Annotated in this window: 27 protein-coding genes; 18 read left to right on the plus strand and 9 right to left on the minus strand. The window is 67.9% G+C overall.

Translation table 11 applies throughout. The annotated features are described in order from the left end of the window. The first annotated feature begins 44 nt into the window (after positions 1-44). A complete protein-coding gene (locus RHA1_RS27650; RefSeq protein WP_050787400.1) occupies positions 45-485 on the plus strand; it encodes a DoxX family protein in 441 nt (146 codons plus the stop codon). A 49-nt stretch (positions 486-534) separates the two neighbouring features. On the opposite strand, the gene RHA1_RS27655 is transcribed toward RHA1_RS27650, so the two are convergent. Beyond that, positions 535-1305, minus strand: coding sequence for an amino acid ABC transporter ATP-binding protein (locus RHA1_RS27655; protein WP_009478922.1), 771 nt, complete (start codon positions 1303-1305; stop codon positions 535-537). Continuing rightward, entirely contained in the window at positions 1302-2771 is a 1470-nt protein-coding gene (locus RHA1_RS27660) for an amino acid ABC transporter substrate-binding protein/permease (protein ID WP_011597801.1), read from the minus strand. Before RHA1_RS27660 ends, RHA1_RS27655 begins: the two co-directional genes overlap by 4 nt. 241 nt (positions 2772-3012) lie before the next feature. Here RHA1_RS27660 and RHA1_RS27665 point away from each other — a divergent pair, with 241 nt between their 5' ends. The 4 genes from RHA1_RS27665 to RHA1_RS27680 all read left to right on the plus strand — a co-directional run bounded on the left by RHA1_RS27665 (position 3013) and on the right by RHA1_RS27680 (position 6817). Beyond that, positions 3013-4128 carry a resuscitation-promoting factor gene (locus RHA1_RS27665; protein ID WP_011597802.1) on the plus strand — a complete coding sequence of 372 codons (1116 nt, stop codon included), beginning with the start codon at positions 3013-3015 and terminating at the stop codon, positions 4126-4128. Positions 4129-4150: 22 nt separating this feature from the next. Beyond that, complete coding sequence (locus RHA1_RS27670) at positions 4151-5278, plus strand: resuscitation-promoting factor (protein WP_011597803.1); 1128 nt, start codon at positions 4151-4153, stop codon at positions 5276-5278. A gap of 10 nt (positions 5279-5288) precedes the next feature. Further along, complete coding sequence (rsmA, locus tag RHA1_RS27675) at positions 5289-6179, plus strand: 16S rRNA (adenine(1518)-N(6)/adenine(1519)-N(6))-dimethyltransferase RsmA (RefSeq protein WP_011597804.1); 891 nt, start codon at positions 5289-5291, stop codon at positions 6177-6179. A gap of 434 nt (positions 6180-6613) precedes the next feature. Continuing rightward, on the plus strand, positions 6614-6817 hold the full coding sequence (locus tag RHA1_RS27680) for a cold-shock protein (RefSeq protein WP_005255446.1): 204 nt from the start codon (positions 6614-6616) through the stop codon (positions 6815-6817). Between the two features lie 89 nt (positions 6818-6906). Here RHA1_RS27680 and RHA1_RS27685 read toward each other — a convergent pair whose 3' ends face one another. Both RHA1_RS27685 and RHA1_RS27690 read right to left on the minus strand, forming a co-directional pair. Beyond that, entirely contained in the window at positions 6907-7341 is a 435-nt protein-coding gene (locus tag RHA1_RS27685; protein ID WP_011597806.1) for a hypothetical protein, read from the minus strand. Positions 7342-7446: 105 nt separating this feature from the next. Beyond that, on the minus strand, positions 7447-8415 hold the full coding sequence (locus RHA1_RS27690; protein ID WP_029539518.1) for a helix-turn-helix transcriptional regulator: 969 nt from the start codon (positions 8413-8415) through the stop codon (positions 7447-7449). A gap of 227 nt (positions 8416-8642) precedes the next feature. On the opposite strand from RHA1_RS27690, the gene RHA1_RS27695 reads away from it, so the two are divergent. Next, entirely contained in the window at positions 8643-9485 is an 843-nt protein-coding gene (locus tag RHA1_RS27695) for an ElyC/SanA/YdcF family protein (RefSeq protein WP_029539517.1), read from the plus strand. On the opposite strand, the gene dctA is transcribed toward RHA1_RS27695, so the two are convergent. Beyond that, entirely contained in the window at positions 9479-10864 is a 1386-nt protein-coding gene (dctA, locus tag RHA1_RS27700) for a C4-dicarboxylate transporter DctA (RefSeq protein ID WP_011597808.1), read from the minus strand. The genes RHA1_RS27695 and dctA overlap by 7 nt on opposite strands. Before the next feature lie 139 nt (positions 10865-11003). Between dctA and RHA1_RS27705 the strand changes: the two genes are divergently transcribed. The 8 genes from RHA1_RS27705 to RHA1_RS27740 all read left to right on the plus strand — a co-directional run bounded on the left by RHA1_RS27705 (position 11004) and on the right by RHA1_RS27740 (position 18148). Beyond that, entirely contained in the window at positions 11004-11306 is a 303-nt protein-coding gene (locus tag RHA1_RS27705; protein WP_005238744.1) for an urease subunit gamma, read from the plus strand. Between the two features lie 8 nt (positions 11307-11314). After that, complete coding sequence (locus RHA1_RS27710; RefSeq protein ID WP_011597809.1) at positions 11315-11629, plus strand: urease subunit beta; 315 nt, start codon at positions 11315-11317, stop codon at positions 11627-11629. Beyond that, positions 11626-13347: an urease subunit alpha gene (locus RHA1_RS27715; protein WP_011597810.1), complete on the plus strand. Its 1722-nt coding sequence runs from the start codon at positions 11626-11628 to the stop codon at positions 13345-13347. The genes RHA1_RS27710 and RHA1_RS27715 overlap by 4 nt, the downstream gene beginning before the upstream one ends. Beyond that, complete coding sequence (locus tag RHA1_RS27720; protein WP_423816278.1) at positions 13344-13979, plus strand: urease accessory protein UreF; 636 nt, start codon at positions 13344-13346, stop codon at positions 13977-13979. Before RHA1_RS27715 ends, RHA1_RS27720 begins: the two co-directional genes overlap by 4 nt. A 34-nt stretch (positions 13980-14013) precedes the next feature. Next, positions 14014-14703 (plus strand): urease accessory protein UreG, encoded by a 690-nt coding sequence (gene ureG / locus RHA1_RS27725; RefSeq protein ID WP_009478935.1) that lies wholly within the window; start codon positions 14014-14016, stop codon positions 14701-14703. After that, positions 14703-15356 carry an urease accessory protein UreD gene (locus RHA1_RS27730; protein WP_011597812.1) on the plus strand — a complete coding sequence of 218 codons (654 nt, stop codon included), beginning with the start codon at positions 14703-14705 and terminating at the stop codon, positions 15354-15356. The genes ureG and RHA1_RS27730 overlap by 1 nt, the downstream gene beginning before the upstream one ends. A gap of 72 nt (positions 15357-15428) precedes the next feature. Continuing rightward, entirely contained in the window at positions 15429-16364 is a 936-nt protein-coding gene (locus RHA1_RS27735) for a 4-(cytidine 5'-diphospho)-2-C-methyl-D-erythritol kinase (protein ID WP_011597813.1), read from the plus strand. After that, on the plus strand, positions 16364-18148 hold the full coding sequence (locus tag RHA1_RS27740; protein WP_011597814.1) for an ABC-F family ATP-binding cassette domain-containing protein: 1785 nt from the start codon (positions 16364-16366) through the stop codon (positions 18146-18148). Before RHA1_RS27735 ends, RHA1_RS27740 begins: the two co-directional genes overlap by 1 nt. 13 nt (positions 18149-18161) lie before the next feature. On the opposite strand, the gene RHA1_RS27745 is transcribed toward RHA1_RS27740, so the two are convergent. After that, entirely contained in the window at positions 18162-19658 is a 1497-nt protein-coding gene (locus tag RHA1_RS27745; RefSeq protein WP_011597815.1) for an acetyl-CoA acetyltransferase, read from the minus strand. A gap of 384 nt (positions 19659-20042) precedes the next feature. Here RHA1_RS27745 and RHA1_RS27750 point away from each other — a divergent pair, with 384 nt between their 5' ends. The 3 genes from RHA1_RS27750 to RHA1_RS27760 are packed head-to-tail and all read left to right on the plus strand — an operon-like array spanning position 20043 to position 21684. After that, complete coding sequence (locus tag RHA1_RS27750) at positions 20043-20519, plus strand: nuclear transport factor 2 family protein (protein WP_009478940.1); 477 nt, start codon at positions 20043-20045, stop codon at positions 20517-20519. 46 nt (positions 20520-20565) lie between these two features. Further along, the gene (locus RHA1_RS27755; RefSeq protein ID WP_009478941.1) at positions 20566-20979 is read left to right on the plus strand and encodes a VOC family protein; all 414 of its coding nucleotides are present in this window, start codon (positions 20566-20568) and stop codon (positions 20977-20979) included. A 27-nt stretch (positions 20980-21006) separates the two neighbouring features. Next, positions 21007-21684 carry a pyridoxine/pyridoxamine 5'-phosphate oxidase gene (locus RHA1_RS27760; protein WP_011597816.1) on the plus strand — a complete coding sequence of 226 codons (678 nt, stop codon included), beginning with the start codon at positions 21007-21009 and terminating at the stop codon, positions 21682-21684. An 18-nt stretch (positions 21685-21702) separates the two neighbouring features. On the opposite strand, the gene RHA1_RS27765 is transcribed toward RHA1_RS27760, so the two are convergent. From RHA1_RS27765 to RHA1_RS27775, 3 genes are all read right to left on the minus strand, one after another. Beyond that, positions 21703-22209: a hypothetical protein gene (locus tag RHA1_RS27765; protein WP_011597817.1), complete on the minus strand. Its 507-nt coding sequence runs from the start codon at positions 22207-22209 to the stop codon at positions 21703-21705. Positions 22210-22319: 110 nt separating this feature from the next. Then, positions 22320-22526: a hypothetical protein gene (locus tag RHA1_RS27770; RefSeq protein ID WP_011597818.1), complete on the minus strand. Its 207-nt coding sequence runs from the start codon at positions 22524-22526 to the stop codon at positions 22320-22322. A gap of 284 nt (positions 22527-22810) precedes the next feature. Then, on the minus strand, positions 22811-24514 hold the full coding sequence (locus tag RHA1_RS27775) for a peptide chain release factor 3 (RefSeq protein WP_029539515.1): 1704 nt from the start codon (positions 24512-24514) through the stop codon (positions 22811-22813). Between the two features lie 212 nt (positions 24515-24726). On the opposite strand from RHA1_RS27775, the gene RHA1_RS27780 reads away from it, so the two are divergent. Continuing rightward, on the plus strand, positions 24727-26358 hold the full coding sequence (locus RHA1_RS27780) for a fatty acyl-AMP ligase (protein WP_050787401.1): 1632 nt from the start codon (positions 24727-24729) through the stop codon (positions 26356-26358). The last annotated feature ends 16 nt before the right edge of the window (positions 26359-26374 follow it).

Raw genomic sequence — 26374 nt, forward strand, 5'->3', positions numbered from 1 at the left:
GGTCGTCCCGGTCGCGCGGGGACACCACGATGAAAGGCACATCCATGAACAACCCCGCAGTTCGAAGCCTGGGAATCCTCGTCGCCCGCGTGGGCATCGGCGTCATCTTCCTCGCCCACGGCTGGCAGAAGGCCTTCACCAACGGACTCGACGGCACGACCGCCGGCTTCGAGGCCATGGGAGTTCCGCTTCCCGGCGTCTCGGCGTTCCTCGCGACGTGGATCGAGCTGATCGGCGGAATCGCGCTCATCGTCGGGGCGGCCGTCCCGATCTTCGGCATCCTGCTCTTCCTCGACATGGTCGGCGCCTTCTTCCTCGTGCACGTCGACAAGGGAATCTTCGCCAGCGAGGGCGGCTACGAGCTGGTGCTGGCTCTGGGAGTCGGCTCGCTGCTGCTCGCCGTCGTCGGATCGGGCCGGTTCGGCGTCGACGGACTGCTCGGCCACAAGGTTCCGTGGGTTGCGAAGGAACGCGCCACCGTCTGACCCCATGTAAGTGGCGAAGCGTGCCCCGGCACGCTTCGCCACTCACGTGTCAGAGGACCTTGTTCAGGAAGTCCTGGGTGCGGGACTGCTGCGGGTCGCCGAAGATCTGCTCCGGAGTGCCCTCCTCCACCACGTAACCGTCGGCCATGAAGATCACCCGGTCGGACACCTCGCGGGCGAAGCCCATCTCGTGCGTGACCACGACCATCGTCATGCCACCCTTCGCGAGGTCGCGCAGAACCTGCAGCACCTCGCCCACCATCTCGGGGTCCAGGGCGCTGGTCGCCTCGTCGAACAGCATGATGTCCGGGTTCATCGCCAGGGCCCGCGCGATCGCGACGCGCTGCTTCTGCCCACCGGACAGGTTCGCCGGCTTCGCGTCCGCCTTCTCCGCCAACCCGACCTGCTCGAGCAGCCGGACCGCCGTCGCCCGCGCCTCCTCCTTGGAGGCCCGCTTGGTCTGCACGGGCGCGAGCATCACGTTCTCGATCGCCGTCATATGCGGGAACAAGTTGAAGTGCTGGAAGACCATGCCGATGTGCTGACGCACCCGGTCGATGTCGATCTTCTTGTCGCTCACGTCGAACCCGTCGACCACGACCTTGCCGTCCGTGATGTCCTCGAGCCGGTTGAGGCAGCGCAGGAACGTGCTCTTGCCGGAGCCCGACGGCCCGATCACGCAGACCACTTCACCGCTCGCGATGTCGACGTCGAGGCCCTTGAGGACCTCGTTGTCGCCGAACGACTTCTTCAGACCCTTCACCCGGATCTTCGGGTCGGCGGTCTCGGCCTTGTTCTCTGTCACCGGTGTCTCGGTCACTTGTTGATCCTCTTCTCGAGCCGGTTCGACAGCTTCGTCAACGCCATGATGATGATGAAATACATCACGCCGATGATCAGCCACATGTTGAAGGACTGGAAGTTGCGGGCGATGATGATCCGCCCGGTCTGAGTGAGCTCGGCGAGCCCGATCACGGACAGGATCGACGTGTCCTTCAGCGTGATCACGAACTGGTTGATGTACGACGGGATCATCGTCCGCACGGCCTGCGGCATCACGACCTTCTGCATCGACTTCAGGTAGCTGATGCCGAGGCTCCGCGACGCTTCCATCTGGCCCTTGTCGACGGACAGGATGCCGCCGCGCACGATCTCGGCCATGTACGCGCCGGCGTTGAGGCTCAGCGTGATGATGCCCGCCGTGAACGCCGACATCTGGAAGTCCAGGGCCGCCGGGATGCCGAAGTAGATGAAGAACGCCTGCACCAGCAGCGGGGTGCCGCGGAACACGTCGACGTAGGTGGTGCCGATGCCGCGCAGGACGATGTTGGTCGACACCCGGAACAGGCCGAAGATCGCGCCGAGGACGAGCGCGATGGCGATCGATACCACGGTCAGGACGATCGTGAGCCACAGGCCCTCTAGCAGCAGCGGGTAGGTGCTCTTGATCAGGCCCAGGATCGAGTTGTCGTCGTCGGATGCGTCCGAGTTGAGGTAGGTGTCGAGGATCTCGTCGTACTGGCCGCTGGCCTTCAGGTTGGCGAGCCCGGTGTTGAATTCCTGCAGGAGCTGCGCGTTCTGGCCCTTCGCGACGGCGAACCCGTAGCTGGCGCCGGGGACCTTGTCGGTGACCGTCTTGAACCCGTTGCCCTGCTTGATGCCGTAGGCGAGGACGGGGTAGTCCTCGAACACGGCCGCCGAGTTACCCGTGCGGACCTCGTCGAACATGCTCGACGAGTCGGCGAAGTACTTGGTGGTGAATCCGTACTGGTCCTTGATGGACTCCGCGTACGTGGCGCCCTCGGTGCCGTTCTTGACCGCGACGGATTTGCCGCGCAGGTCCTCGTACGAGGTGACCGAGTCGTTGCTCTCGAGCACGCCCATCTGGACGCCCGACTCGAAGTACGGATCGGAGAAGTCGAACGTCGCCTTGCGGGCGTCGGTGATCGACATGCCGGCGATCATGCCGTTGGCCTGACCGCCCGTGACCGCCTGGAGTGCGGCGTCGAATCCGACGGCGTTGACCTGGTAGGTGAACCCCTGGTCCTCGGCGATGGCGGCGAGGAGATCCATGTCGATTCCGACGAGCTTGCCGCTCTCGTCCTGGAACTCGAACGGGGCGAACGTGATGTCGGTGGCGATGGTGTAGTTGTTGCCCGGTGCGGGCTCTTGTGCGCCGGCAAGGCCGGGCGCGACGAGTGTGACGAGCAGCGTCAGCGCGGCGATCACCGCGGGCACTCTCGGACGTCTGACGAGTCTCAGAAGTCGATCGGATCTGCTGCGCACGGAACCCCAGCTTTCTCAGTCAGTAGTGCCCGGTCGCTTCCGGGCTTCTTGGTGCATGTCGCAAGATACTGCGTTTCGCACGTGGTCCGGACCAGAAGCGATCCTTCGCGGTGAAGTGAAAACTGTCCCCGATCTCAACCTTTTCGTGATCTCGCACGCAGGTCGTAGCGGCAAAGTTGCCAGACCATCGCCGATTCGTTACCGTACCGTGATCAAACCTTCGCCAGCCTTGGGAATTCATGTGTCGCCTTTAGCCAGAATCAACAACGCCAAATCGCCCCTTCTCTACGTAGTCGTCGCGGCACTGCTCGCGACGCTCGTCGTGGGCGGTGCGCTGGCAGTGGCGCGGCACAAGACCATCACGCTCGACGTCGACGGCGAGACCATCTCGCTCGGGACGATGGCCTCCGACGTCGGCGGCGCGCTCGACGACGCCGGGTACGCCGTCAGCGAGCGTGACGCGGTCGCTCCCGCGGCCGACGCGTCGCTCTCCGACGGCGACACCGTGGTGCTGCGGCGTGCTCGTGAGATCGACCTCACGGTCGACGGGCAGCCGAAGACCGTGTGGACCACCGCCCTCACCGTCGACGACGCACTGAAGCAGTTCGAACTCGCCGACGACGTCCACGTCTCGGCGTCTCGCGCCGAGCGCCTGCCGCTGGAAGGTACCGCGCTCGAGGTCGTCAACGCCAAGCTCGTCAAGGTCGCCGATGGCGGCGCACCGCTCACGGACGTCCGACTGGCAGCCCCCACCGTGGGTGAGCTCCTCGCGGCCAACGGCGCCCCGCTCGAGCAGGCCGACACCGTCGTTCCGCCCGCCGACGCCCCCGTCGTCGAAGGCGCCGAGATCCACGTGACCCGCGATCGCACCGAGACGCGCACCGAGACGCTGCCCATCGCGCCTCCCGAGAACCGCGTCGAGGATCCCGCGCTCGACAAGGGCAAGACCGTCGTCGCGAACCCCGGAGTTCCCGGCGAGCGCACCGTCACCGCATCCGTGAAGACCGTCAACGGTGTCGAGGCCGGACGCCAGGAGCTCAGCTCTCAGGTGCTCCGCGAGCCCGCGCCGGCACTGGTCAAGGTCGGTGTGAAGGAACTCGCCATCTCCAACGCCTCCACCTGGGATTCGATCGCGCACTGCGAGGCCACCGGCAACTGGGCCATCAACACCGGCAACGGGTTCTTCGGCGGACTGCAGTTCACCCAGAGCACCTGGGAGGCGTTCGGCGGCAGCCAGTACGCCGCCCGCGCCGACCTCGCATCCCGCGAACAGCAGATCTCCGTCGCCGAGAAGGTCCAGGCGGCACAGGGCTGGGGCGCATGGCCCGCCTGCACCAGCAAGCTCGGACTCCGCTGACGGTCTGAAGTAAAGGAACACGATGTCGCCCTTCGCGAAGATCAACTCGGCTCGCTCGCCGCTGCTCTACACCGTGGTGGCCCTGCTTCTCGCCACACTGATCGCAGGCGGAGTGATGGCCGTGGTCCGGCACAAGACCGTCACACTCGACGTGGACGGCGAGAAGATCTCGCTGAGCACCATGACCACGAGCGTCGACGCCGCCCTGTCCGACGCCGGGTACTCGATCAACGACCGCGACGCCGTGGCACCGGAACGTGACGCGAGCCTGTCCGACGGGGACACCGTGGTGCTGCGCCGCGCGCGTGAAGTGACGCTGACGGTGGACGGTCAGCCCAAGACGGTGTGGACTACCGCGCTCACCGTCGAGGACGCGCTGAAGCAATTCGAACTCGGCGAGGACGTCCACGTGTCCGCGTCCCGTTCGCAGCGACTTCCGCTCGACGGTGCAGCGCTCGAGGTGCTCAATCCGCTCGTCGTCACGCTCGCCGACGGCGCGCTCCCGGTTACCGATGTGCGCATGGCCGCGCCGACGGTCGGGGAGTTCCTCGCCGCGCACGGCGCGCCGCTCGAGCAGGCCGACACCGTCGTCCCGGCCGCGGACACCCCGCTGACCGAGGGCATGGCCGTGACCGTCACCCGCGACCGCACCGAGACGAAGGTCGAGACGTTGCCGCTGGCTCCGGAGGAGCAGCGCATCGAGGACCCGACGATGAACAAGAGTCGCACCGTGCTCGAGAATCCGGGCGTGCCCGGCGTCCAGGACATCACGTTCGCGGTCAACACCGTCAACGGCAGGGAAGTCGGACGCAACCAGGTGTCCGCGACGGTCACGACGCCGGCGCAGCCGAAGGTGATCCGCGTCGGCGCGAAGCCGGGTACCGAGGTGCCGCCCGTCGAGAACGGTTCGGTCTGGGACGCGCTCGCGCAGTGCGAGGCCACCGGTAACTGGGCCATCAACACCGGCAACGGATTCTTCGGCGGCGTCCAGTTCGACCAGAACACGTGGGAGCGTCAGGGCGGCCTCAAGTATGCGCCGCGTGCCGACCTCGCCACCCGCGAGGAGCAGATCGCCGTCGCGTCGCAGACGCAGAAGACGCAGGGCTGGGGAGCGTGGCCGTCGTGCTCGGGCAGGCTCGGCGTGCGTTAAAGTTCGGCTGGTGTCCGAAGCCGAAGTACCCCCCGTCGCTCGAGGTCAGGCCGCACTGCTCGGCCCCGCCGAGGTGCGTGCGCTAGCCGAGGAGTTCGGCGTGCGCCCCACCAAGCAGCTGGGGCAGAACTTCGTGCACGACGCGAACACGGTCCGCCGCATCGTCGCCACCGCGGGCGTGGGACGCGAGGACACCGTCCTCGAGGTCGGGCCGGGGCTCGGTTCGCTCACGTTGGCGCTGCTCGATGTCGTCGACAAGGTGATCGCCGTCGAGATCGACCCCAACCTCGCGGCGCGACTCCCGGTCACGGTCGCCGACCGGGCTCCGGAACTCGCGGACCGGCTGACCGTGGTCGGCGCGGACGCGATGCGGGTCAAGCCGTCCGAGATCCCCGGTGAGCCCACGGCTCTCGTCGCGAATCTGCCGTACAACGTTGCGGTGCCGGTGCTGCTGCACCTGTTCTCCGAACTTCCCAGTCTCCGAACCGCTCTGGTGATGGTGCAGGCCGAGGTCGCCGACCGGCTGGCGGCGTCCCCGGGCAGCAAGATCTACGGTGTGCCGAGCGTGAAGGCCAATTTCTTCGGCGCCGTGCGGCGCGCGGGCGCCGTCGGGCGCGCGGTGTTCTGGCCCGTGCCGAAGGTCGAGTCGGGTCTCGTGCGCATTGATCGGTACGCCGAACCGCCGTGGCCCGTCGACGACGCACACCGCCGCCGTGTGTTCGCCGTCATCGATGCGGCTTTCGCTCAGCGCCGCAAGACTTTACGCGCCGCGCTCGGCGGTTGGGCCGGTTCACCCGCGGAGGCGGAGCGGCGACTGCTCGAGGCCGGCATCGCACCGTCCGCCCGCGGTGAGACCCTCGACGCGGCGGCCTTCGTGCGTCTCGCCGCCACCCAGCCGTGAGTACTTATTAACCGCGGGACGTTGATAAGTACTCACAGGGGGGTATCCCACGGTCATCGGCATCCCGCCGTTTTCGACGGTGCAGGGTCAGGCGTGGCCGGTTCCGGGACGACCGGGGTCGGCGCTCGTCCGCTGGAATGCCTACGCGGGGCTGACAGTGGGCGCCGGACGGGATCGTGGCACCCGTTGCGCCCGGTGTGTACGCCAATTTCATCCCCTGACCTGCGCGAGTTCGGCCCGGGGGAGACAACCGGCCGGATGTGTGGTTCACTATTGGAGGTCGTAAGTTTTGTGTTTGTGTTTCCCACGCTCGCAAATCGATGGTTGCGAGCGTTTGGACGTCCTCCACAGGAATTGTCATAGACGGTCGTGTTCAATGACCCAGGTAACCGAGCCGGTTGCTTGAAGAAGTTACTGTGTTAGAGGAGATTTACATGGCAGAGGGCATCGTGAAGTGGTTCAACTCCGAGAAGGGGTTCGGCTTCATCGCCCCCGAGGATGGCAGCGCTGACGTGTTCGTCCATTACTCGGAGATTCAGAGCGGCGGCTTCCGCACGCTCGAGGAGAATCAGCGCGTTTCGTTCGAGATCGGCCAGGGCAACAAGGGCCCGCAGGCCACCGGCGTCACCCTGATCTGAGAACGGCCATGACTTCCCGGTTCGCCGGGACATGACGTTCGAGCAAGGCCCCACTCGTCAGAGTGGGGCCTTGACTCGTTTCCGACCGGCTACGCCGACCGCAGGTGAGCGGCCTGATACCCGAGATTCATGGCGCAGACCAGCCAGAGTTGCAGTGCGGAATTCTCCGACGGACCGAACAGCCCGATCACCGCAGCGGCTCCGAGCGCCGCGGCGACGAAGAACGTGGCCGTGCCGAGCGCCCGCCGGGGCCTCGACGTGAAGATCACCACACCCGTCACGAAGAGCGCCCACAGTGTGGTGGCGAGGATGGTCGCGGTGACGAACCAAGCCGTCGAGTACCTGCTCGGCCACGTCCACGGCTGGGTTCCGTTGTCGAGGGTGCACACGAACGCCAGCGAGAACGCCATAGTCACCACCGTCGCGCCCGCGAGCGCCAGATGGCCCCCGACGAGCACCTTCCCGACTGTTCCCGTCCCCGCAGGCGCCCGCGCGCGCCCCTCCTCGACAATCGTGTGCTGCATCCCCGACTACCCCGCCCTTTCTGTCGTCACCTGGTTGGACGCCGCGCAGGAGCGTTCGGTTCCCACAGATTTTCGGTCCGCGGTGACGGCTGAACGGCGTCTCGGTCAGGCGTTACCGTAGCGGTCGGCGAAGAGGCGGTGGCGCTCACCCACCCGCCGGCACTCTTCGCGCAGCTCAGGAGGGTCGAGGACGGTGAAGTCGACGCCGAATGCGCTGAGCCAGTTGGCTATCGACGGCACGGAGTCGCCGCCGAGCGCGACCGCGCATCGTCCGTCGGGCATTTCTTCGAGGGTTCCCCAGTCTTCGTGCACCAGGGTCGCCATCTCGTCGATCGACGCGTGCAGCAGCACCCGTGCGCGGATCCGGGTGACGGCGCGGTTGATGCCGCGTGCGACGAATTCGGCGGCGCCGCCGGGCGGTAGTTCGCGGGGCGCGAACCGCGGTCCTGTCGGGATCTTGGGTGTCAGGCGATCCATGCGGAACGACCGCCAGTCGGCGCGCGTGAGGTCCCAGGCGACGAGGTACCAGCGCAGCCCGGATCGGACGAGACGGTACGGCTCCACTTCACGCCGGCTCTCGGTGCCGTCGTGGGTGCGGTAGTCGAACCGGAGTCGCTCGTGGTTGTGGCACACGGAGGCGACGGCGGACAGGATCTGCGCGTCGACGGCGCTCTTCGCGGGCTCGCGGTGGACCACGTCGACCTGCAGCGCCTCGAGGCGGTGCCGCAGACGGGACGGCATCACCTGCCGGAGTTTGGTGAGCGCTCGCATCGACGCCTCCCCGATGCCCACCACGGACCCGGTCGCACCGGATTGCAGGCCGAGTGCGACGGCCAGGACTTCCTCGTCGTCGAGGAGCAGGGGCGGCATTTCCGCGCCCGCGCCGAGTTGGTAGCCACCGCCCACCCCGACCGTCGCGTCGACGGGGTACCCGAGGTCGCGGAGTTTCTCCACGTCTCGCCGGACCGTGCGTGGGGTGATGCCGAGCCGGTCGGCGAGTTCTGCCCCGGACCAGTCCTTTCGGGTCTGGAGCAGCGACAGTAGCCGGAGGAGTCGTGCCGAAGTTTCCCGCATGCGTCCCAGAATGCCATCGATAGAGGACATCTTCGGTCCTCTATCGACTGCGGGTAACGGTAAGTAACGATTTTCCCACCAGCCCCACGAGTGTCACTACACTGGCGCCGACGCTCCACGGACCATCGCATGTGTACTTCGTGAAAATCCGACGGAAAGGTCTCAGCGTGACGCAGTTTCGTGTTCGGCCCATTTCTTCAGCAGTCAGGGCGCTGCTCGCCACCGTCATGACCACCGCCTTCTGCCTGGCTCTGGCGGTCTCGACCACCGCGACGGCATCCGCCTCGGCCGCCGACCTCTTCAACAGCGCGCAGGGCAGATTCGCCGCGGGTGACACCCGTGGCGCCCTGGCGGACATCGGTGGCGCCGTCGCCGGCGAACCCGGCGACACCAATGCGCTGGCGTTGCAGGCCATCTACGCCGACGCCGCGGGCGACCTGGTCACCCGGGAGACCGCGCTCGCCCGGCTCGGCGCGATGGACGGTGGGATGCGCGCCGGCGTCGACGGGATGCTGAACGCGATCAGAATTGCGTCGTTCACGCCCCCGAACCCACTTCCGGCCATCCAGGGTCCGTCCACCGCGATCATCGTCCTCGGTTACGGACTGCTACCCGACGGCGCGATGCGACCGGAATTGATCAACCGCCTGCAGGCCGCGCTCGTCCAGTCGTGGGCCTCGCCGATGTCGCCGATCATCGTCACCGGCGGCAACCCGCAGAACGGCATCACCGAGGCGGCCGCGATGCAGGGATGGTTGCAGTCGCACGGTGTCCCGGCGCAACGCATCCACCCCGAGCATCGTGCCGGATCGACGGTGGGCAACGCGCTCAACTCCGTTCCGCTCGCGCGCTCGCTCGGCGCGGGGGGTGCGATCATCGTGACGTCGGCCAACCACATCCGCAGGGCAACGGTCGATTTCAACGTCGCCGGACTGCCGGTGGTCGGGGCGATGAGCGCGATCACCAGTGCCGGTCAGCTGATCGCCGAAGTCATGCCGCTGACCAAGGACCAGCAACTCGGCATGTACCGCGACGCGATCAGGGTCTTCGGCATTCCCGCCGGCTACTGACGCGACTCGTACTCGGCCACGACCGGCGGCTGCGCGACGGGATCCGCGCCGCCGGGGCTGAGCCTTCCGTTTACGGCGTCCTGCATCTTCTGCTTGTCGAGCTGGCCTTCCCAGTTCGAGACGACGAACGTGGCGACACAGTTGCCGAGGAGGTTCACGAACACCCGCATCGAGTCCATGATCCGGTCGGCGCCGAGCAGCACCGCTACCGCCGCGACGGGGAAGATTCCGAGCGCGGTCGCGGTCGCCGACAGCGCGAGGAACGACGACCCGGGTACGCCTGCCATGCCTTTCGACGTGAGGAGCAGGATGAACAGCGCGCCGAGCTGGTCGGCGACGGACAGGTCGTGGCCGGTGGCCTGGGCGAGGAACAGTGTCGAGATGGACAGGTAGATCGCGGCCCCGTCGAGGTTGAACGAGTATCCGGTCGGCACCACGAGCCCGGTCGCGGCCTGTGAGTTCCCGGCGCCGACGAGCTTGGTCATGATGCGGGGAAGCACTGCCTCGGACGATGCGGTTCCCAGCGCGAGACCGAACTCCTCCTTGGTGTAGCGGATGAACGTGAAGATGTTCAGTCCCACGGCGACCTTCGCGATCAGCGCGAGGACGAGGACGAACAGCGCTCCGGCGAGGTAGCAGCAGGCGATGAGCTTGGCGAAGCTGCCGAGTGTGGAGATTCCGTACTGGCCGATGATGAACGCCATCGCGCCGAACGCGCCGATCGGGGCGAGCCGCATGATCCAGCCGATGATCATGAAGATGATGTGGCTGAGGTGGTCGACGAATTCGAGGACCATCGGGGAACCGTGCTCGCCGTACTTGGCCAGCGCGATGCCGAAGAGCACCGCGAAGAAGAGGACCTGCAGAAGTATGTTGTCGGCGAACGCGCCCACCACACTGGTGGGGACGATGTCCATGAGGAATTCGACGGCGCCGGGGAGTTCGCCACCGCCTGTCTTCTCCGAGATCTGCTCGGTGCCGTCGACGAGGGTGGCCGGGTCGATGTCGAATCCGGCGCCGGGCTTGACGATGTTGCCCATGACCAGTCCGAAGAGCAGCGCGAACCCGGTGACGGCGGTGAAGTAGATCAGTGCCTTCACGCCGATGCGTCCGACGGCCTTGACGTCGCCCACCTTGGCGATTCCCGTGACGACCACCGTGAAGATCAACGGCGCAATGAGCATCTTGATCAGCTTGACGAACGTGTCGCCGATCGGTTTGAGCTCCGACCCTACCGTCGGCCACAACCAGCCGAGAGTGATGCCGCCGACGATTCCGACGAGAAGCTGGACGAACAGGTTGGTGTACCAGGGCGATCGCGTCCCGGTTGTCGACACGTCGCCGCCGGGTGGGGGATGGGCGTCAGTGGAGATGGCCATTGGGGGAACGCTAGGAAGGTGCTGTGACGGGTTCGTGTCACGAATGTTTCCGCGGTGAGAACGGCGGCCGTTCCGGGCGTGGGCGGTGCCACACTGCAGTTCGTGGCAGTATTGCGACGCACCGACCGCAGGAGGACATATGCGCTTGTCGCCCCACGAGCAGGAGCGTCTGCTCCTGAGCTACGCCGCGGAACTCGCGCGCAGGCGCCGGCAACGCGGCCTCGTGTTGAACCATCCGGAGGCGGTGGCCCTCATCACGGATCACATCCTGGAGGGGGCCCGCGACGGCCGGTCGGTGGCGGAGTTGATGGTGTCCGGTCGTGAGGTGCTCACCCGGTCCGACGTGATGGAAGGCGTCCCGGAGATGCTGCACGACGTGCAGGTGGAGGCCACGTTCCCGGACGGAACCAAGCTCGTCACCGTCCACGATCCGATTGCGTAGGGGTGACCGTGATTCCAGGTGAAGTCGTGTGCGCCGAGGGCGTGATCGAGCTCAACGAGGGTTCTCCCCGCACCGAACTCGAGGTGGTCAACACCGGTGACCGCCCGGTCCAGGTCGGGAGTCACGTTCATTTCCCGCAGTCCAATCACGCCCTGCAGTTCGACCGTTCCGCCGCCCACGGGCTGCGGCTGGACATTCCCGCCGGCACCGCGGTGCGCTTCGAACCGGGTATCGCGCAGACGATTTCACTCGTCCCCCTGCGCGGGACCCGTGAGGTGCACGGGCTGAGCCTCACTCCTCCCGGAAAGCTGGACGCGTCATGACCGAACTCAGCCGCGCACGTTACGCCGAGCTGTTCGGTCCCACGACCGGTGACCGCATCCGGCTCGCCGACACCGACCTTCTGATCGAGATCACCGAGGACCGCAGCGGTGGGCCGGGGCTGGCCGGCGACGAGGCGGTGTTCGGTGGCGGAAAAGTGTTGCGCGAGTCCATGGGTCAGGGTCGCGCGACCCGCGCCGAGGGTGCCCCCGACACGGTGATCACCGGCGTGGTGGTCGTCGACCATTGGGGAATCATCAAAGCGGACGTCGGTATTCGGGACGGACGCATCGTCGCGCTCGGCAAGGCAGGCAACCCCGACACGATGTCGGGGGTCCACCCCGATCTGGTGGTGGGTCCGTCCACCGAGATCATCGCCGGGAACGGCAAGATCCTGACGGCAGGCGGTATCGACTGCCACGTGCACTTCATCTGCCCGCAGATCATGGACGAGGCGCTGGGTGGCGGCATCACGACGATGATCGGCGGCGGCACCGGCCCCGCCGAGGGCAGCAAGGCCACCACCGTCACCCCTGGTTCGTGGCACACCGCCCGGATGCTGGAGGCACTCGACGGCTGGCCGATGAACATCGCGCTGCTCGGCAAGGGCAACACGGTCAGCTCCGAGTCGATGTGGGAGCAGTTGCGCGGCGGCGTCTCCGGGTTCAAGCTGCACGAGGACTGGGGTTCGACTCCGGCCGCCATCGACGCGTGCCTCACCGTCGCGGACGCCGCAGGAGTGCAGGTGGCCCTCCACTCGGATACGTTGAACGAGGCCGGTTTCGTCGAGGATACTCTCGCGGCCATCGCCGGACGGGCGATCCACGCCTATCACACGGAGGGGGCGGGCGGCGGCCACGCGCCGGACATCATCACGGTGGCCGCGCACGCGAACGTTCTGCCGAGTTCGACCAATCCGACCCGGCCACACACGGTCAACACACTCGACGAGCATCTCGACATGCTCATGGTGTGCCATCATCTGAGCCCGAAGATCCCGGAGGATCTGGCGTTCGCGGAGAGCCGCATCCGGCCCTCCACCATCGCGGCGGAGGATCTGCTCCACGACCTCGGCGCCATCTCCATGATCGGCAGCGACTCGCAGGCGATGGGACGCATCGGCGAGGTCGTGTTGCGCACGTGGCAGACGGCGCACGTGATGAAACGCAGACGGGGATTCCTGGCCGGCGACAACGGCGCCGACAATCAGCGCGTCCAGCGGTACGTGGCGAAGTACACGATCTGCCCTGCCGTCGCGCACGGGTTGGAAGCCGAGATCGGATCGGTCGAGGTCGGCAAGCTTGCCGACCTGGTGCTGTGGGATCCGGCCTTCTTCGGCGTCCGGCCGCACGCGGTGATCAAGGGCGGGATGATCGCGTGGGCTGCGATGGGTGATGCCAACGCGTCCATACCGACTCCGCAACCGGTGCTTCCGCGTCCGATGTTCGGGGCGGCGCCCAAGGCTGCGGCCGCCACGTCCGTGCACTTCGTCGCTCCGCATGCCCTCGAGGACGGACTGGCCGATCGGCTGGACCTGAGCCGTCGACTGGTGCCGGTCGCGAACGTGCGGTCGCGGGGCAAGTCGGACATGCCCCGCAACGACGCGCAGCCGCGGATCGAGGTGGACCCGGACACGTTCACGGTCCGCATCGACGGCGACGTGTGGGAAGAGCAACCGGCGGCGGAACTGCCGATGGCCCAGCGATACTTCCTGTTCTGATGCGCCTCGCTCACCTGATGTCTCTCGCCGACTCGCGGCTGCCCACGGGCGGCCACGTGCATTCGGGCGGCATCGAGGAGGCCGTCGCCAGCGGTGTCGTCCGCGACGTCGCCACGATGGAGGCGTTCCTGCGTCGCCGGATACGGACCGCCGGGCTCGTCGGGGGATCGATCACCGCGGCGGTGTGCGCCGGCCGGCTCAACGCCGAACACGCCGACGCCGAGATGGATGCGCGCACCCCGTCCCCGGCGGCGCGGTCGTCGTCGCGGGCGCAGGGGAGAGGTCTGCTGCGGCTGGCCCGCACCACGTGGCCGGGGCACGACTGGTCGCCGCTGGGCACACGCCCGCACCTGCCCGTGGTGTCGGGGGTGGTCGGATCCGTCACCGCGGTCGAACCGCGGGAGGCGGCGCTGGTCGTCGTGTACACCACCATGACCGGGTCCGCGATCGCCGCGCAGCGTCTGCTCGCTCTCGATCCCGCGCAGGTCGCCGCGTGCACGTTCGCACTGTCCGACCTGTGCGACGACGTCGCAGGCCGGTGCGTGACCGGACTGTCCAGCGTGTCCGACCCCTTCATGGATGTCGTCGCCGAGCGGCACGTTCTGCGGAATCGCCCCCTGTTCGTGTCGTGACACTCAGCTGTATCCCAGTAAGGAGAGATCAACCATGCCACCGCATTTCATCGATGGTGAACCCCACGACCACCAGCACGACCGTCCCCGGCGGGTCCGGGTGGCGGGGGAGCCGGTCCGGATCGGGATCGGTGGGCCCGTCGGATCGGGCAAGACGGCGCTCGTCGCCGCGCTGTGCAGGCAACTGCGCGAGGAGTTGTCGCTGGCCGTGCTCACCAATGACATCTACACCACCGAGGACGCGGACTTCCTGCGACGCCACGCCGTGCTGCCGGACGAGCGGATCGCCGCCGTGCAGACCGGTGGGTGCCCCCACACGGCGATCCGCGACGACATCACCGCCAACCTCGACGCCATCGACGACCTGATCGCGGCCAACCCCCCGCTCGATCTGATCCTGGTGGAGTCCGGTGGCGACAACCTCACCGCGACGTTCTCCTCGGGCCTGATCGACGTGCAGATCTTCGTCGTCGACGTCGCGGGTGGTGACAAGGTTCCCCGCAAGGGTGGCCCCGGTGTGACGTTCTCGGATCTCCTCGTCATCAACAAGACCGACCTCGCACCCATGGTCGGAGCCGATCTCGGGGTGATGCGCCGTGACGCCGAGCGGGTCCGCGAGGGACGGCCCACGGCGTTGATCTCGTTGACGGAGGACCCGTCGTCCGGACCGGCTCTGGAGTGGGTGCGCGAGCAGGTGCGCACCCTCGCCGACGTGCACCAGTAGTGCGCACCGAACTGACGATCGTCGCGTCCCCCGACCGCAGTCCGCGGATCTCCGCGGTCGGGGGACTGGCGGCGCGGATCACCGGCCGCGACACGGTCCACGTGATCGGCACCGCCGCGACCCCGCTCGGCGGCGATCACTGGGAGATCACCGTCCGGGTCCTGCCGGGTGCCCGGCTGACGCTGCGCAGCGTCGCCGCGTCGCTTGCCTTGCCCGGCCGGGGTCGTGTGCTGTCCACTGCGCAGTGGTCGGTGGAGGTCGCGGACGACGCCGTGCTCGACTGCGCGCTCGAACCCACGGTGATCGCGGGCGGCGCGGAGCATCGCGTCGAGACGACGGTGTCCCTCACCGAGTCGTCGACGTTGCTGCTGCGTGAGCGGGTGCAGATCGGCCGGGCGGGGGAGAGCGCGGGACGCTGGGTCGGGGTCACCAACGCCGACCTCGGCGCCCTGCCGTTGCTCCGTCACCAGCTGGAACTCGGCGTCGGCACCGTTTCGCACGACGTTCTGGACGGCCCCGCGGCCGTCACGAGTGAACTGCGGTACCCGGACGACCGGGTCGCGGACGTCACCGGTGACATCCGGTCGGCGCGGACCCGTCTGCCCCTCGCCCGCGGCGGCAGCCTCACCACCCGGCTCGGCCCGCGCCTGTGACGCGGTGAGCGGCAAAGTGCGTGATGGTGCGCATTTCCGCACCCGTACCGGGAGCGCCTAAGCTCTACCCTTGTGCTTTCCGTCGTTCCTCGCCCCGTCGTAGTCAGGGCCCCGTCCAAGGTCAATCTGCATCTGGCCGTCGGGGACTTGCGTGACGACGGCTATCACGAGCTGAACACGGTGTTCCAGGCGCTCTCGCTCAGCGACACGGTGTCGGTGGCCCCCGCGGAGACGCTGTCGGTGACGGTCCGCGGTGAGGACGCCCGCGTCGTGCCGACCGACAGCAGCAACCTCGTGTGGCAGGCCGCCGAGATGCTCGCGGCCGAGTCGGGGCGGCGCCCGGACGTCGAGATCGCCATCGACAAGGGCATCCCGGTGGCCGGGGGCATGGCCGGCGGCAGCGCGGACGCCGCGGCGACGCTGGTCGGGCTGAACGCGCTGTGGCAACTCGACCTGTCGCGGGAGGAACTCGACGGGTTCGCCGCGAAGCTCGGCAGCGACGTTCCGTTCTCCCTCCACGGTGGCACCGCGGTCGGCACGGGACGCGGCGAGCGACTTCTGCCGGTGCTCTCCCGCAGCACGTTCCACTGGGTGCTCGCGCTCGCGAAGGTCGGCTTGAGCACACCGACCGTGTTCCGGGAGCTGGACCGGTTGCGTGCCGACGGGAATCCGCCGCGACTCGGCGGACCCGAAGACCTGATGCACGCGCTAACGACGGGCGACGCCGCGACGCTGGCCCCGTTGCTGGGCAACGATTTGCAGTCGGCCGCGCTGTCGCTGAATCCGGGCCTGCGGCGGACGCTGCGAGCCGGGGTCGCGGCGGGCGCACTGGCCGGAATCGTCTCCGGGTCCGGTCCGACCTGTGCCTTTCTTTGTGCTGAAGCGGATGCCGCGGTCCGGGTCAGCGCAGAACTCGCAGGTGCGGGGGTGTGTCGCACGGTGCGGGTCGCCAGCGGACCCGTACCGGGCGCCCGAATAATCAACGACGCGGCGGAGGGATCGCACTGATGGCGAATCTGATCAATCTCGAGCAGGTATCGAAGTCCTTCGGCATCAAGCCGCTGCTCGATTCGGTATCGCTCGGAGTACAGGAAGGCGAACGCATCGGCGTCGTCGGCCTCAACGGTGGTGGCAAGACCACCTTGCTCGAGGTGCTGGCCGGCGTGGAGGCGCCCGATTCCGGGCGTGTCAGCCGGGTCGGCGGCCTGCGCATGGCGGTCGTGACCCAGCGTGGCGTACTGCCGCCTGGCTCGAGCGTCGGCGACGTGGTGCTCGGACCGCTCGGGGTGGCCGACCACGAGTGGGCGGGCGACGCCCGCATCCGGTCGATCCTGGCCGGCATCGGCATCGACAACCTGGGGCTCGAGGTGTCGGTCGACGGGCTGTCCGGTGGTGAGCGGCGACGCGTCGCACTGGCCGCCGCGCTCGTCCAGGACCTCGACCTGCTGGTGCTCGACGAGCCGACCAACCACCTCGACGTCGAAGGTGTGCAGTGGCTGGCGGAACATCTCGTCGGCCGTCGCAGCGCGCTGGTGGTCGTGACCCACGACCGGTGGTTCCTCGACACCGTAGCCAACCGCACGTGGGAAGTGGTGGGCGGCAAGGTCGAAAGCTACGAGGGCGGATACAACGACTGGATCTTCGCCCGCGCGGAGCGTTCCCGGCAGGCCGACGCGTCCGAGGAACGTCGCCGCAACCTCGCCCGCAAGGAACTGGCCTGGCTGCGGCGCGGTGCACCCGCCCGCACGTCCAAGCCCAAGTACCGGATCGAGGCCGCCGAGGCGTTGATCGCGGACGTCCCACCGCCCCGCGACAACGTCGCGCTGGCGTCGTTCGCGCAGCGCCGGCTCGGCAAGGTCGTCATCGAACTCGAGGATGCGCGCCTGGAGACGCCGGACGGCCGGGTGCTCGTCGACGACCTCACGTGGCGGTTGGCGCCGGGGGAGCGGGTCGGCCTGGTCGGCGTCAACGGCTCCGGCAAGACGACCCTCCTGCGCACGCTCGCCGGGGAGATCTCGCCGGCGTCGGGCAAGCGCATCCAGGGACAGACGGTGCACATCGGCTGGCTTCGTCAGGAACTCGACGATCTGCCGACGAACATGCGGGTGCTCGAAGCAGTCAAGGACGTCGCCGAGCGGATCACGTTGGGCGACAAGGAGGTGTCGGCCGGGCAGCTCGCCGAACGGCTGGGCTTCACGCCGGCGCGGCAGCGGACACCGGTCGGTGACCTGTCCGGTGGCGAGCGTCGCCGGCTGCAGCTGACCCGTGTGCTGATGTCGGAGCCGAACGTACTGCTGCTCGACGAGCCGACCAACGACCTCGACATCGACACGCTGCAGCAACTCGAGGACATCCTCGACGGCTGGGCGGGCACGATGGTCGTCATCAGCCACGACCGGTACCTGATCGAACGCATCTGTGACTCCACGTGGGCGTTGTTCGGCGACGGTAAGCTGACCAACCTGCCTGGTGGGATCGAGGACTACCTGCGTCGCCGGGCGAAGATGGTCGACACCGGTGCGCCGTCGGTGGCGTCGACGGCAACCGGTGCGTCGGCCCCCAAGCAGGTGCGGGACGGGGCCGCCGAACGCGCCGCGCGCAAGGAATTGTCGCGTCTCGAGCGGGCCGTGGCGAAGCTGGACGACCGGGAACGGAAGCTGCACGAGAAGCTGGCGGAGGCGGCCACCGATCCGGACAAGCTGCAGAAGCTCGACACCGAACTCAGGCAGGTCGTCGCGGAGAAGGAAGCCACCGAGGAACAGTGGATGGCGCTGGCCGCCGAACTGGATTAGCGTCCCCGGCCGGTCAGAACCGCAGCGACAGGATGCCGTCGCGGTCCGTGACGTCAACGGACCGCCCGATCACCGACCGCGCCGGGGTCTGCGCGAACGCGGACAGTGCGAGCGCCTCCTCGGAGCCGGTGTGTCCGGCCAGGCGCCGGCCGTCGGGGGTGTGCGCGACGACGAAGCCGGTCGCGGGGGCGCCGTCCCGCCCGTGCTCCACCGTGGATGTGACGATGTCGGCTCGTCCTTCGTAGCTGGTGACGAGTTCCGGCGCCTCCGACGCGAGCTGCACCGGCTCCGGATCGCCGACGTATCCACCCGGGTGCGGGGCGCCTGCCAGCAACACGACGTGCTGGTACGTCAGATAGCCGCCGTTGCCGTGGACCAGGGCCGGTCCCGCGCCTTCCCGAAGTCGGCGGGTGACCTCGGCGATCGAGTGCAGGGTGTAGCTGTTGAGGGGACCGCCGAAGAACGAGTGGCCGCCCGTCACGCTCGGCACGATGCTTTCGGGCAGGCCGAGCGTGCGGGTGAGTAGCTTCGGTACCACCGGGAAGCAGCTGTACGCGTCGACGATGTCGAGTGCCGAGGCGTCGATCGATGCCCGCGACAGTGCCCGGTGCACCGCGTTCGTCATCGCCGCGGACGTGCCGAAACCGTTGCGGCTCAGTACGTCCACGGGGTCGGCGGCTCCCGCGCCGCCCCACAGGTACACCGTGCGCTCCTCCGGAACGCCGTGGTCCCGCGCGACGGCCAGCGAGCACACCAGCACCGCGGCGGCCTGATCGACGAACGGCATGGCGTTGAGCATCAACGGGTACGGCTCGCACACCATCCGGTTGCCCGGACCCACCGTGGCGATCTCCTGAACGGAGTACACCTCTGACGTCCACGACGCCGGGTTCTTCGCCGCCAGTTCGGAGAACGCCGAATACATCCGGGCCGACTCGGCCAGCGACTGATCGGGTCCCACACCCGACTCGTGCGCCACCCGGTTCTCGAACAACGGGTACACCCGGGTCGGAACGATCAGGCCGGCGCGCTGCATCGCGGGACTCCCGAGATCCGCCGGGTCGAACGCGGGGGGACCGCCCGGCGCCGACGCCCAGCCCAGTGACGCGGGATCGGTGCCCGACTTCCGGAGCGCCGTCATGGTCGCCTGCGCCTCGCCTCCGACGAGGAGCGCCGCCGACGACCGGCCCGCGGCGATGTCGTCGCCGATGCGGTCGAGGAACGCCGCGGGCCAGTGGCCGCCGATCGGGGACGTGCTCGATCGTGGTGACGGCAGATTCAACCGGGCGGCCAGCAGTCCGGGGAGGTCGTCGTACGACCAGCTGACGGTCTTCACCGCATGGATAGCGTCGATCCGGGAGCCCAGGGTCGCGGAGCCGCTGTCGGCGAGAGCGGCACGCGCGGCGTCGGTGATCAGGTCGAGCGGTTCACGCGGGGCTGCCGGATCGCCTGCTCGGCCGGAGCGGATGTCGCCGACTCCGACGATCACCGGTATGCGGGTCGGATCCATGGATTCCCCTCTCGCGTGACCACATCAGCGTCACCATAGCGCCGGACGAGATACCTGTGGATCCGGGGTCACAGCAATCCTGACCAGATTCCGAAAGATTTTGTGTAGCAGCCGAATTGGAATGCCGATGCTCGGGGGTGCGAAATCTTCGGGCCCGCGGAGCCCGGCGGTCCCGGGCCTCGTCAGGTGAGGGTAGCCTAAGGCAGTGTGACTGGTGTGCGGGTGCGCAGGCCATGCAGTCATTTCGTAACCGTTTCGTGTCCCGGATCACGGCCTGAATATGCATGATCCGGGCAAAACGGGGGAAACCAAGGCGAACCTGCAGATTATCCGACTAATCTGCAGTCCAGGGCTTGCATGTTCGCTGCACAGGAGGCGGGGGTCATGGATCTCGAAGCAATCAAACAGATCGAGCAGCTCAAGCACCGTTACTCACGTGCTCTCGACACGAAGTCGTGGGTGGAGTTCGCCGACACGATGGTCCCGGACGTCACGGCGACGTACAGCGAATACCTCACGTTCGATTCCCGTGACTCGTTCGTGTCCTTCCTCGAGAACACTCTCGGGACCCACGTCATCACCGAGCATCAGTGCGGCCAACCCGAGATCACCGTCACCGGTGACACCGCGGTAGGGGTGTGGTTTCTCGCGGACACCACGCTGATTCCCGAGGACGGCATGCTGCTGCGCGGGTCTGCCTATTATCACGATCGTTATCTTCGGTGCCCCGACGGCAACTGGCGGATCACGCACACCGGCTACGAACGCACCTGGGAATCGGTTGCGGCGCTCTCCGACTTCCCGAGCTTCCGGCTCACCTCCAACAAGTGGGCGATGTTGCAACCTCCGGCGTCAGCCTGAGGGAGCACACTGGGACTCGACGCACCGCGGACACTGGGAGGTGACGATGGCTCCGGACGTCCCTGTTCCCGGCGCGCTGCCGTACCTGACCGTGCGGCGGGGTGTCGAGGCGATCGAGTGGTATTCCAAGGTATTCGGCGCCGAGGTGGTGGGTGAGCCGATCGTCATGGACGACGGCCGGGTCGGTCATGCGGAACTGCGGTTGCCGACCGGCATGATCTATCTCGCCGAGGAATTCCCCGAGATGGGCCTGACCGCGCCGGAATCCGGTTCGACGTCGGTGAGTCTGATGTTGTCCGTCGATGACCCCGATGCCGTCCTGGTGGGTGCCCGCGACGCCGGCGGCACGGTGGAGCGGTGGATCTCGGAGGGGCACGGACACCGCAACGCGACACTCATCGATCCGTTCGGCCACCGTTGGATGCTGGTGGGGCCGACCGATCCGGCCGCGTCGGCCTGAGGGTCCGGGCGCAGCTACTGTCGGCGCATGCCGACAACACCCGACCGATCGTCGTTTCCGGACACCCGCGCATGGATTCGCGCCCTGCCCGCACTCGGCGGCGAGACACCTCCGCCCGTCGACGCGCTTCCGGATGCGCCGACCACACTGTTTCTCGACTGGATCACGCAGGCTGCGGCGGCCGGTGTTCCGGAACCGCACGCGGCTGCGTTGTCGACCGTCGATGCCGACGGCAATCCTGACGCGCGTTTCCTGCTCCTCAAGGACGTCACGGAGCAGGGCTTCTGGTTCTCGGGTGACACTCGCTCACCGAAGGGTCGTGAACTTGCTACGAATGCCGTTGCGGCACTGTCGTTCTACTGGCGCGAACAGGGTCGGCAGGTGCGGGTGCGCGGTTCCGTCGTCGAGGGCGATCCGGCACTGTCCGCCCGCGACTTCCGCGAACGGTCGGTCACCGCGCGGGCCGTGGCAGCCGCCAGTCGTCAGAGCGAGGTCCTGGACGATCCCGCCGACTACGAACGGGCCGTCGCGGCGGCGGTGGCCCGCATCGAGGCCGACCCCGACTTCGTGTCGGGCACCTGGCGGGCATGGTGCATCGTCCCCGACAGTGTCGAGTTCTGGCAGGCGGACGCCGGGCGCAGGCACGTGCGCCAGCTCTACCGCCGCGAGTCCGGCCGGTGGATCCGCGAGGTGCTGTGGCCCTGACCGCGCCCGGCGGCGGGGTCAGCGTGCGGTCGCGGACGGCGAGCGCAGGTCGACGACGATCGACTGGCCGTTCAGCTTCGCGTGGATCTCGGGGCGCTCGAACCCGGCCGCGACGAGGTACTCGCCGAGCAGCGCCAGCAGTTCGTCGGCGTCCACCGTGGGATCGGCGGAGTGACTGCTCGCCGAAGCCTGGTGCTCCTCGAGCAGTTCGGTGTGTGCAAGACGGCCCGCGACTCGCACGGCTGCCACTCCCATCGCGTTGCGTCGCATGACGGTGCGTCCACGAGGTGCGGGCGACGCCGTCGTGTCGGAGGCCTCGGCCGGCTGCTCGGTGCTGTGCGAACCCGAGCTGCGCGTCGGCAGCGGGAAGGTGAACTTCTCGGCGGAGCTGGCCGTGGACTTGCCGTTGCCATTGCTGCCGGTCAGCCCGCCCGTGCTCGGTTCGGCGAAGGGGGACTCCGACGCCGAACCCGTGCCGGCGGAGCCGTTGCTGCCCGATCCGTTGGTGGAAATGCCGTTCTCCATCGTGTCGCTTCCTGCTCGTGGCCAAACGGGTACCGCGCAAAGCCCGTCAGTGTGCTCGATTCGACCTGAAAGCTACCAGGAGGGTCCGGCGGGCCGCACACCTCTACGGCTCACCGGACCCCCTCGGCCCTCAATTCCCGGGCCCAGGCGGACGCGTGCTTCGTGAGCACGCCGGCGATCCGCTCCAGCTCACCCGGGTACGACGCGACCTCGGCGGGCATGGACACGCTGAGGGTGTCGGTGGCGGGGATCCGGTAGGGCACGACGGTCGCGATACACACCACGCCGACCGTCCCCTGTTCCCGTTCCAGGCCCACCCGCGGTTGCGCACCTCGCCCAGTTCGGTGACGAGTCGTCGATGTCGGGGGATCGCCCCGGTGATGTGGTGCGCCGGGTCCGCCGCAGCCTGCCCACCGTGACACCGCAGATGGAGGTGACTCCGAAACAGCATGTTCCTGCACCACGAGCGTCGGTGTGGGACACGGTCAAACCCGCACCACCGCACGGTGATACAGGTAGCCGTGACACACATCCATCTCAACTATCCGTTGCGCCAGTGGCGGAGAGTGTGAGATCTATGTAGACGCTGTAGTAGAAGACGCTAGTCGGCGGCGGCCACGAGCGGCTCGAGCGTGAGGTCGGGCAGCTCCTTCTGGATGTACTGCAGGCGCCACTTGTCGCTGACCAGAGCGAGCATCACCCCGTCCGAGCGGGTGAACACCTCGACGCCGCGCTGACGGTTCAGCTCGTCGGCCGACTCGGCGTCGGTGCGCCGCGCCAACGCGTAGCCCAGGGGTTCCATCCGGGCCTCGACGTTGAACTCGGCCTTCATCCGCGCCGCGACCACCTCGAACTGCATCGGGCCGACGGCCGCCATGACCGGGGAGGCGTCGCCACGCAGGTCGTTGCGGAGGATCTGCACGACACCCTCGGAATCGAGCTGATCCACGGCCCGCCGGAACTGCTTGTACTTGCCCGCGCTCTCGGCCCGCAGGATGGAGAAGTGCTCCGGCGCGAACGACGGGATCGGCGGGAACTCCACCTTCTTCTCGAAGAACAGGGTGTGGCCGGGGGCGAGCGCGGTGGCGTTGACCAGTCCGACCACGTCGCCGGGGTACGCCGATTCCACGGTCGAACGCTCGCGACCGAACACGGTCTGCGCGTACTTCGTCGTGAACGGTTTGCCGGTCTGGGCGTGGGTGACCACCATGCCGCGCTCGAACACGCCCGACACGATGCGCATGAACGCCAGCCGGTCGCGGTGCGCGGTGTCCATGCCTGCCTGGACCTTGAAGACGACCGCGCTGAACGGGTCGGTGACCTCGCGAGGGGCGCCGGCGACGTCCTCCCGGGCGCGCGGCGGCGGCGCCAGCTCGACCAGCGTGTCGAGGATCTGGCGGACACCAAAGTTGAGCATCGCCGACGCGAAGATCACCGGCGACGTCTGGCCGCCGAGGAACAGCTCCTGGTCGTGGTCCTGACCGGTGGCCGACAGCAGCTCGCTCTCCTCCGCGGCGGTCTCCCATTCGGAGCCCTCCTTCGCGAGAGCGGCGTCGGCATCCATGACCTCTTCGGGGGCGATCTTCGCGCCACCCGCGGTACGCGTGAACCGGATGTACTCCCGCGGGGCACCGTCCTCGCCGCGCCGCAGCAGGCCCCGGAAGTCGCCGGCGATCCCGACGGGCCAGTACAGGGGAGTGGGGGTGAGACCGATGCGTTCCTGGATCTCGTCGAGAAGCTCGAGCGGCGTCTGGCCCGGCCGGTCCCACTTGTTGATGACCGTGATCACCGGGATTCCGCGGTGACGGCACACCTGGAACAGCTTCAGCGTCTGCGGTTCGAGACCCTTCGCGGCGTCGATCAGCATGACGGCGGCGTCCACCGCCGTCAGGACGCGGTACGTGTCCTCCGAGAAGTCGGAGTGACCGGGAGTGTCCACCAGGTTGATCACGTTGTCGACCGGCTCGTCCGCCGACGCCTCGGTGGAGCGGTAGTTGAACTGCAGGGCAGTGGAGCTGACCGAGATGCCGCGGGCCTTCTCCATCTCCATCCAGTCGGACACCGTCGACTTGCGGCCCGCCTTGCCGTGGACCGCGCCCGCTTCGGAGATGACCTTCGCGTGGAGCGCGAGAGCCTCCGTCAGCGTCGACTTACCGGCGTCGGGATGCGAGATCACGGCGAACGTGCGGCGGCGCGACGCCTCCGCCCGGACACCCTTCTCGGATTTCCCCTCCGGTGAGCCGGATGTGGCGACAGGCGCCGCCTCGGCTGGAATGGTGTCGGCCGAGTCGGACGGGGTAGTCAACGAAGAACCTCTCGGGGGACGGGGTGCGTGCAGGAAGACCGTGTGGCCGCATACCAGGTTACTCGGGTACCGAACACGAACTCGCAGCACAGTCACATCCAGGGAGGAGTAACGATCGGAGGCCGGTGAGGGATTTATATGGGTGAGTCGTCGGGGCGCTCCGGAGTTCACCGTTTCTGCGTTCGGACACCCGTATGTGCAGGAGGAAGACTGTGAGCAAGTTCACCGACGAGATGTACGCGACCGCGGCGAGCAGCACCCGTGGCCTCAACACGGGTGAGCCCGACGCGCCGCTGCGGCAGCCGTGGGGCGAGATCCACAAGGCCGCGCGCCGCATGGCGGGTGCGCTCGCCGAGGCAGGTATCGGTCACGGCGACGCCATCGGCATCCTCGCCGGTCAGCCCGTCGACATCGCACCCTCCTGCCAGGGCACCTGGATGCGCGGGGCGTCCGTCACCATGCTGCATCAGCCGACGCCGCGCACCGACCTGGCCGTGTGGGCCAAGGACACCGAGACCGTCATCAACATGATTCAGGCGAAAGCCGTCATCCTCGGTGCGCCGTTCGACGCCGCCAAGCCGCTGCTGGAGGAGCGTGGCATCACCGTGGTGACGGTGGCCGAGCTGAACGAGGGCACGGAGACCGACCCGGTCGAGACGTTCGAGAGCGACATCGCACTGCAGCAGCTCACGTCCGGTTCCACCGGTTCGCCCAAGGCCGTGCAGGTCACGCACGAGAACTTCTACACCAACGCCTACGCCATGATCGACCGGATCAAGTTCTCCATCGAGGACGACGTGATGATCAGCTGGCTGCCCCTGTTCCACGACATGGGGATGGTCGGGTTCCTCAGCGTTCCGATGCAGGTCGGCGCGGAGGTCGTGAGCATCACCCCGATGGACTTCCTCCGCACGCCGCTGCTGTGGGCGGAGCTGATGGGCAAGTACAAGGGCACGGTGACCGCCGCCCCCAATTTCGCGTACTCGTTGCTCGCCCGCCGCCTCAAGCAGGCGGAGGACGGCGCCGTCGACCTCAGCACCGTCCGGTACATGTGGAACGGTGCCGAGCCCGTCGACCCCGAGACGATGAACAAGCTCGCCGAGGCGGGCGCCCGCTTCGGCCTGAACCCGTCGGCACTCGCACCCGTCTACGGCATGGCCGAGACCACCCTCGCCGTCTCCATTCCGGATCCGGATCAGGGCCAGGTCCTCGACCTCGTCGACCCGGATCTCCTCGAGGCGATGCAGCGTGCCGTCCCGTCGAGCAAGCCGAACGCGCGTGCCCTCGCCACCCTCGGAAAGATGGTGCCGAACCTCGAGGGTCGCGTCGTCGACAGCGAGGGTGAGCTGCTCCCGACCCGCGGCGTCGGCATCATCGAGGTCCGCGGCAAGGCGGTCACACCCGGTTACATCACGGTCGACGGGCACAAGCCCGCGCAGGACGCGGACGGCTGGCTGAACACCGGCGACGTCGGCTACTTCACCGAAGAGGGCCTCGTCGTCGTGTGCGGTCGCGTCAAGGACGTCATCATCATGGGCGGCCGCAACATCTACCCGACCGATATCGAGCGGGCCGCGGGCACCGTCGCCGGCGTGCGTCCCGGCAACGCGGTGGCCGTGCGCCTCGACGCGGGGCAGAAGCGGGAAAGTTTCGCCGTCGCGGTGGAGACCAACGACTACCAGGACCCCGAAGTGGTCAAGCGCATCGAGCACGAGGTAGTGCACGCCGTGTTCTCCGAGGTCGGTGTGCGGCCCCGCACCGTCGCCGTCCTCGGCCCCGGCAGCATTCCCAAGACGTCGTCGGGCAAACTCCGCCGCGCCACGTCGGCGAATCTGGTCAGCTAGGCGCTTCGCGCCCGTG

The sequence above is a fragment of the Rhodococcus jostii RHA1 genome (assembly GCF_000014565.1).
In the GTDB taxonomy this organism is placed as follows: domain Bacteria; phylum Actinomycetota; class Actinomycetes; order Mycobacteriales; family Mycobacteriaceae; genus Rhodococcus_F; species Rhodococcus_F jostii_A.

Coding starts and splice junctions, on each gene's coding strand:
- RHA1_RS27765 (WP_011597817.1), bottom strand. CDS start 22,209: ATGGAGAACGGCATTTCCACCAACGGATCGGGCAGCAACGGCTCCGCC.
- RHA1_RS27705 (WP_005238744.1), top strand. CDS start 11,004: ATGCGCTTGTCGCCCCACGAGCAGGAGCGTCTGCTCCTGAGCTACGCC.
- RHA1_RS27750 (WP_009478940.1), top strand. CDS start 20,043: ATGGATCTCGAAGCAATCAAACAGATCGAGCAGCTCAAGCACCGTTAC.
- ureG (WP_009478935.1), top strand. CDS start 14,014: ATGCCACCGCATTTCATCGATGGTGAACCCCACGACCACCAGCACGAC.
- RHA1_RS27760 (WP_011597816.1), top strand. CDS start 21,007: ATGCCGACAACACCCGACCGATCGTCGTTTCCGGACACCCGCGCATGG.
- dctA (WP_011597808.1), bottom strand. CDS start 10,864: ATGGCCATCTCCACTGACGCCCATCCCCCACCCGGCGGCGACGTGTCG.
- RHA1_RS27745 (WP_011597815.1), bottom strand. CDS start 19,658: ATGGATCCGACCCGCATACCGGTGATCGTCGGAGTCGGCGACATCCGC.
- RHA1_RS27695 (WP_029539517.1), top strand. CDS start 8,643: ATGACCACCGCCTTCTGCCTGGCTCTGGCGGTCTCGACCACCGCGACG.
- RHA1_RS27670 (WP_011597803.1), top strand. CDS start 4,151: ATGTCGCCCTTCGCGAAGATCAACTCGGCTCGCTCGCCGCTGCTCTAC.
- RHA1_RS27715 (WP_011597810.1), top strand. CDS start 11,626: ATGACCGAACTCAGCCGCGCACGTTACGCCGAGCTGTTCGGTCCCACG.
- RHA1_RS27685 (WP_011597806.1), bottom strand. CDS start 7,341: ATGCAGCACACGATTGTCGAGGAGGGGCGCGCGCGGGCGCCTGCGGGG.
- RHA1_RS27690 (WP_029539518.1), bottom strand. CDS start 8,415: ATGCGGGAAACTTCGGCACGACTCCTCCGGCTACTGTCGCTGCTCCAG.
- RHA1_RS27650 (WP_050787400.1), top strand. CDS start 45: ATGAACAACCCCGCAGTTCGAAGCCTGGGAATCCTCGTCGCCCGCGTG.
- RHA1_RS27740 (WP_011597814.1), top strand. CDS start 16,364: ATGGCGAATCTGATCAATCTCGAGCAGGTATCGAAGTCCTTCGGCATC.
- RHA1_RS27755 (WP_009478941.1), top strand. CDS start 20,566: ATGGCTCCGGACGTCCCTGTTCCCGGCGCGCTGCCGTACCTGACCGTG.
- RHA1_RS27680 (WP_005255446.1), top strand. CDS start 6,614: ATGGCAGAGGGCATCGTGAAGTGGTTCAACTCCGAGAAGGGGTTCGGC.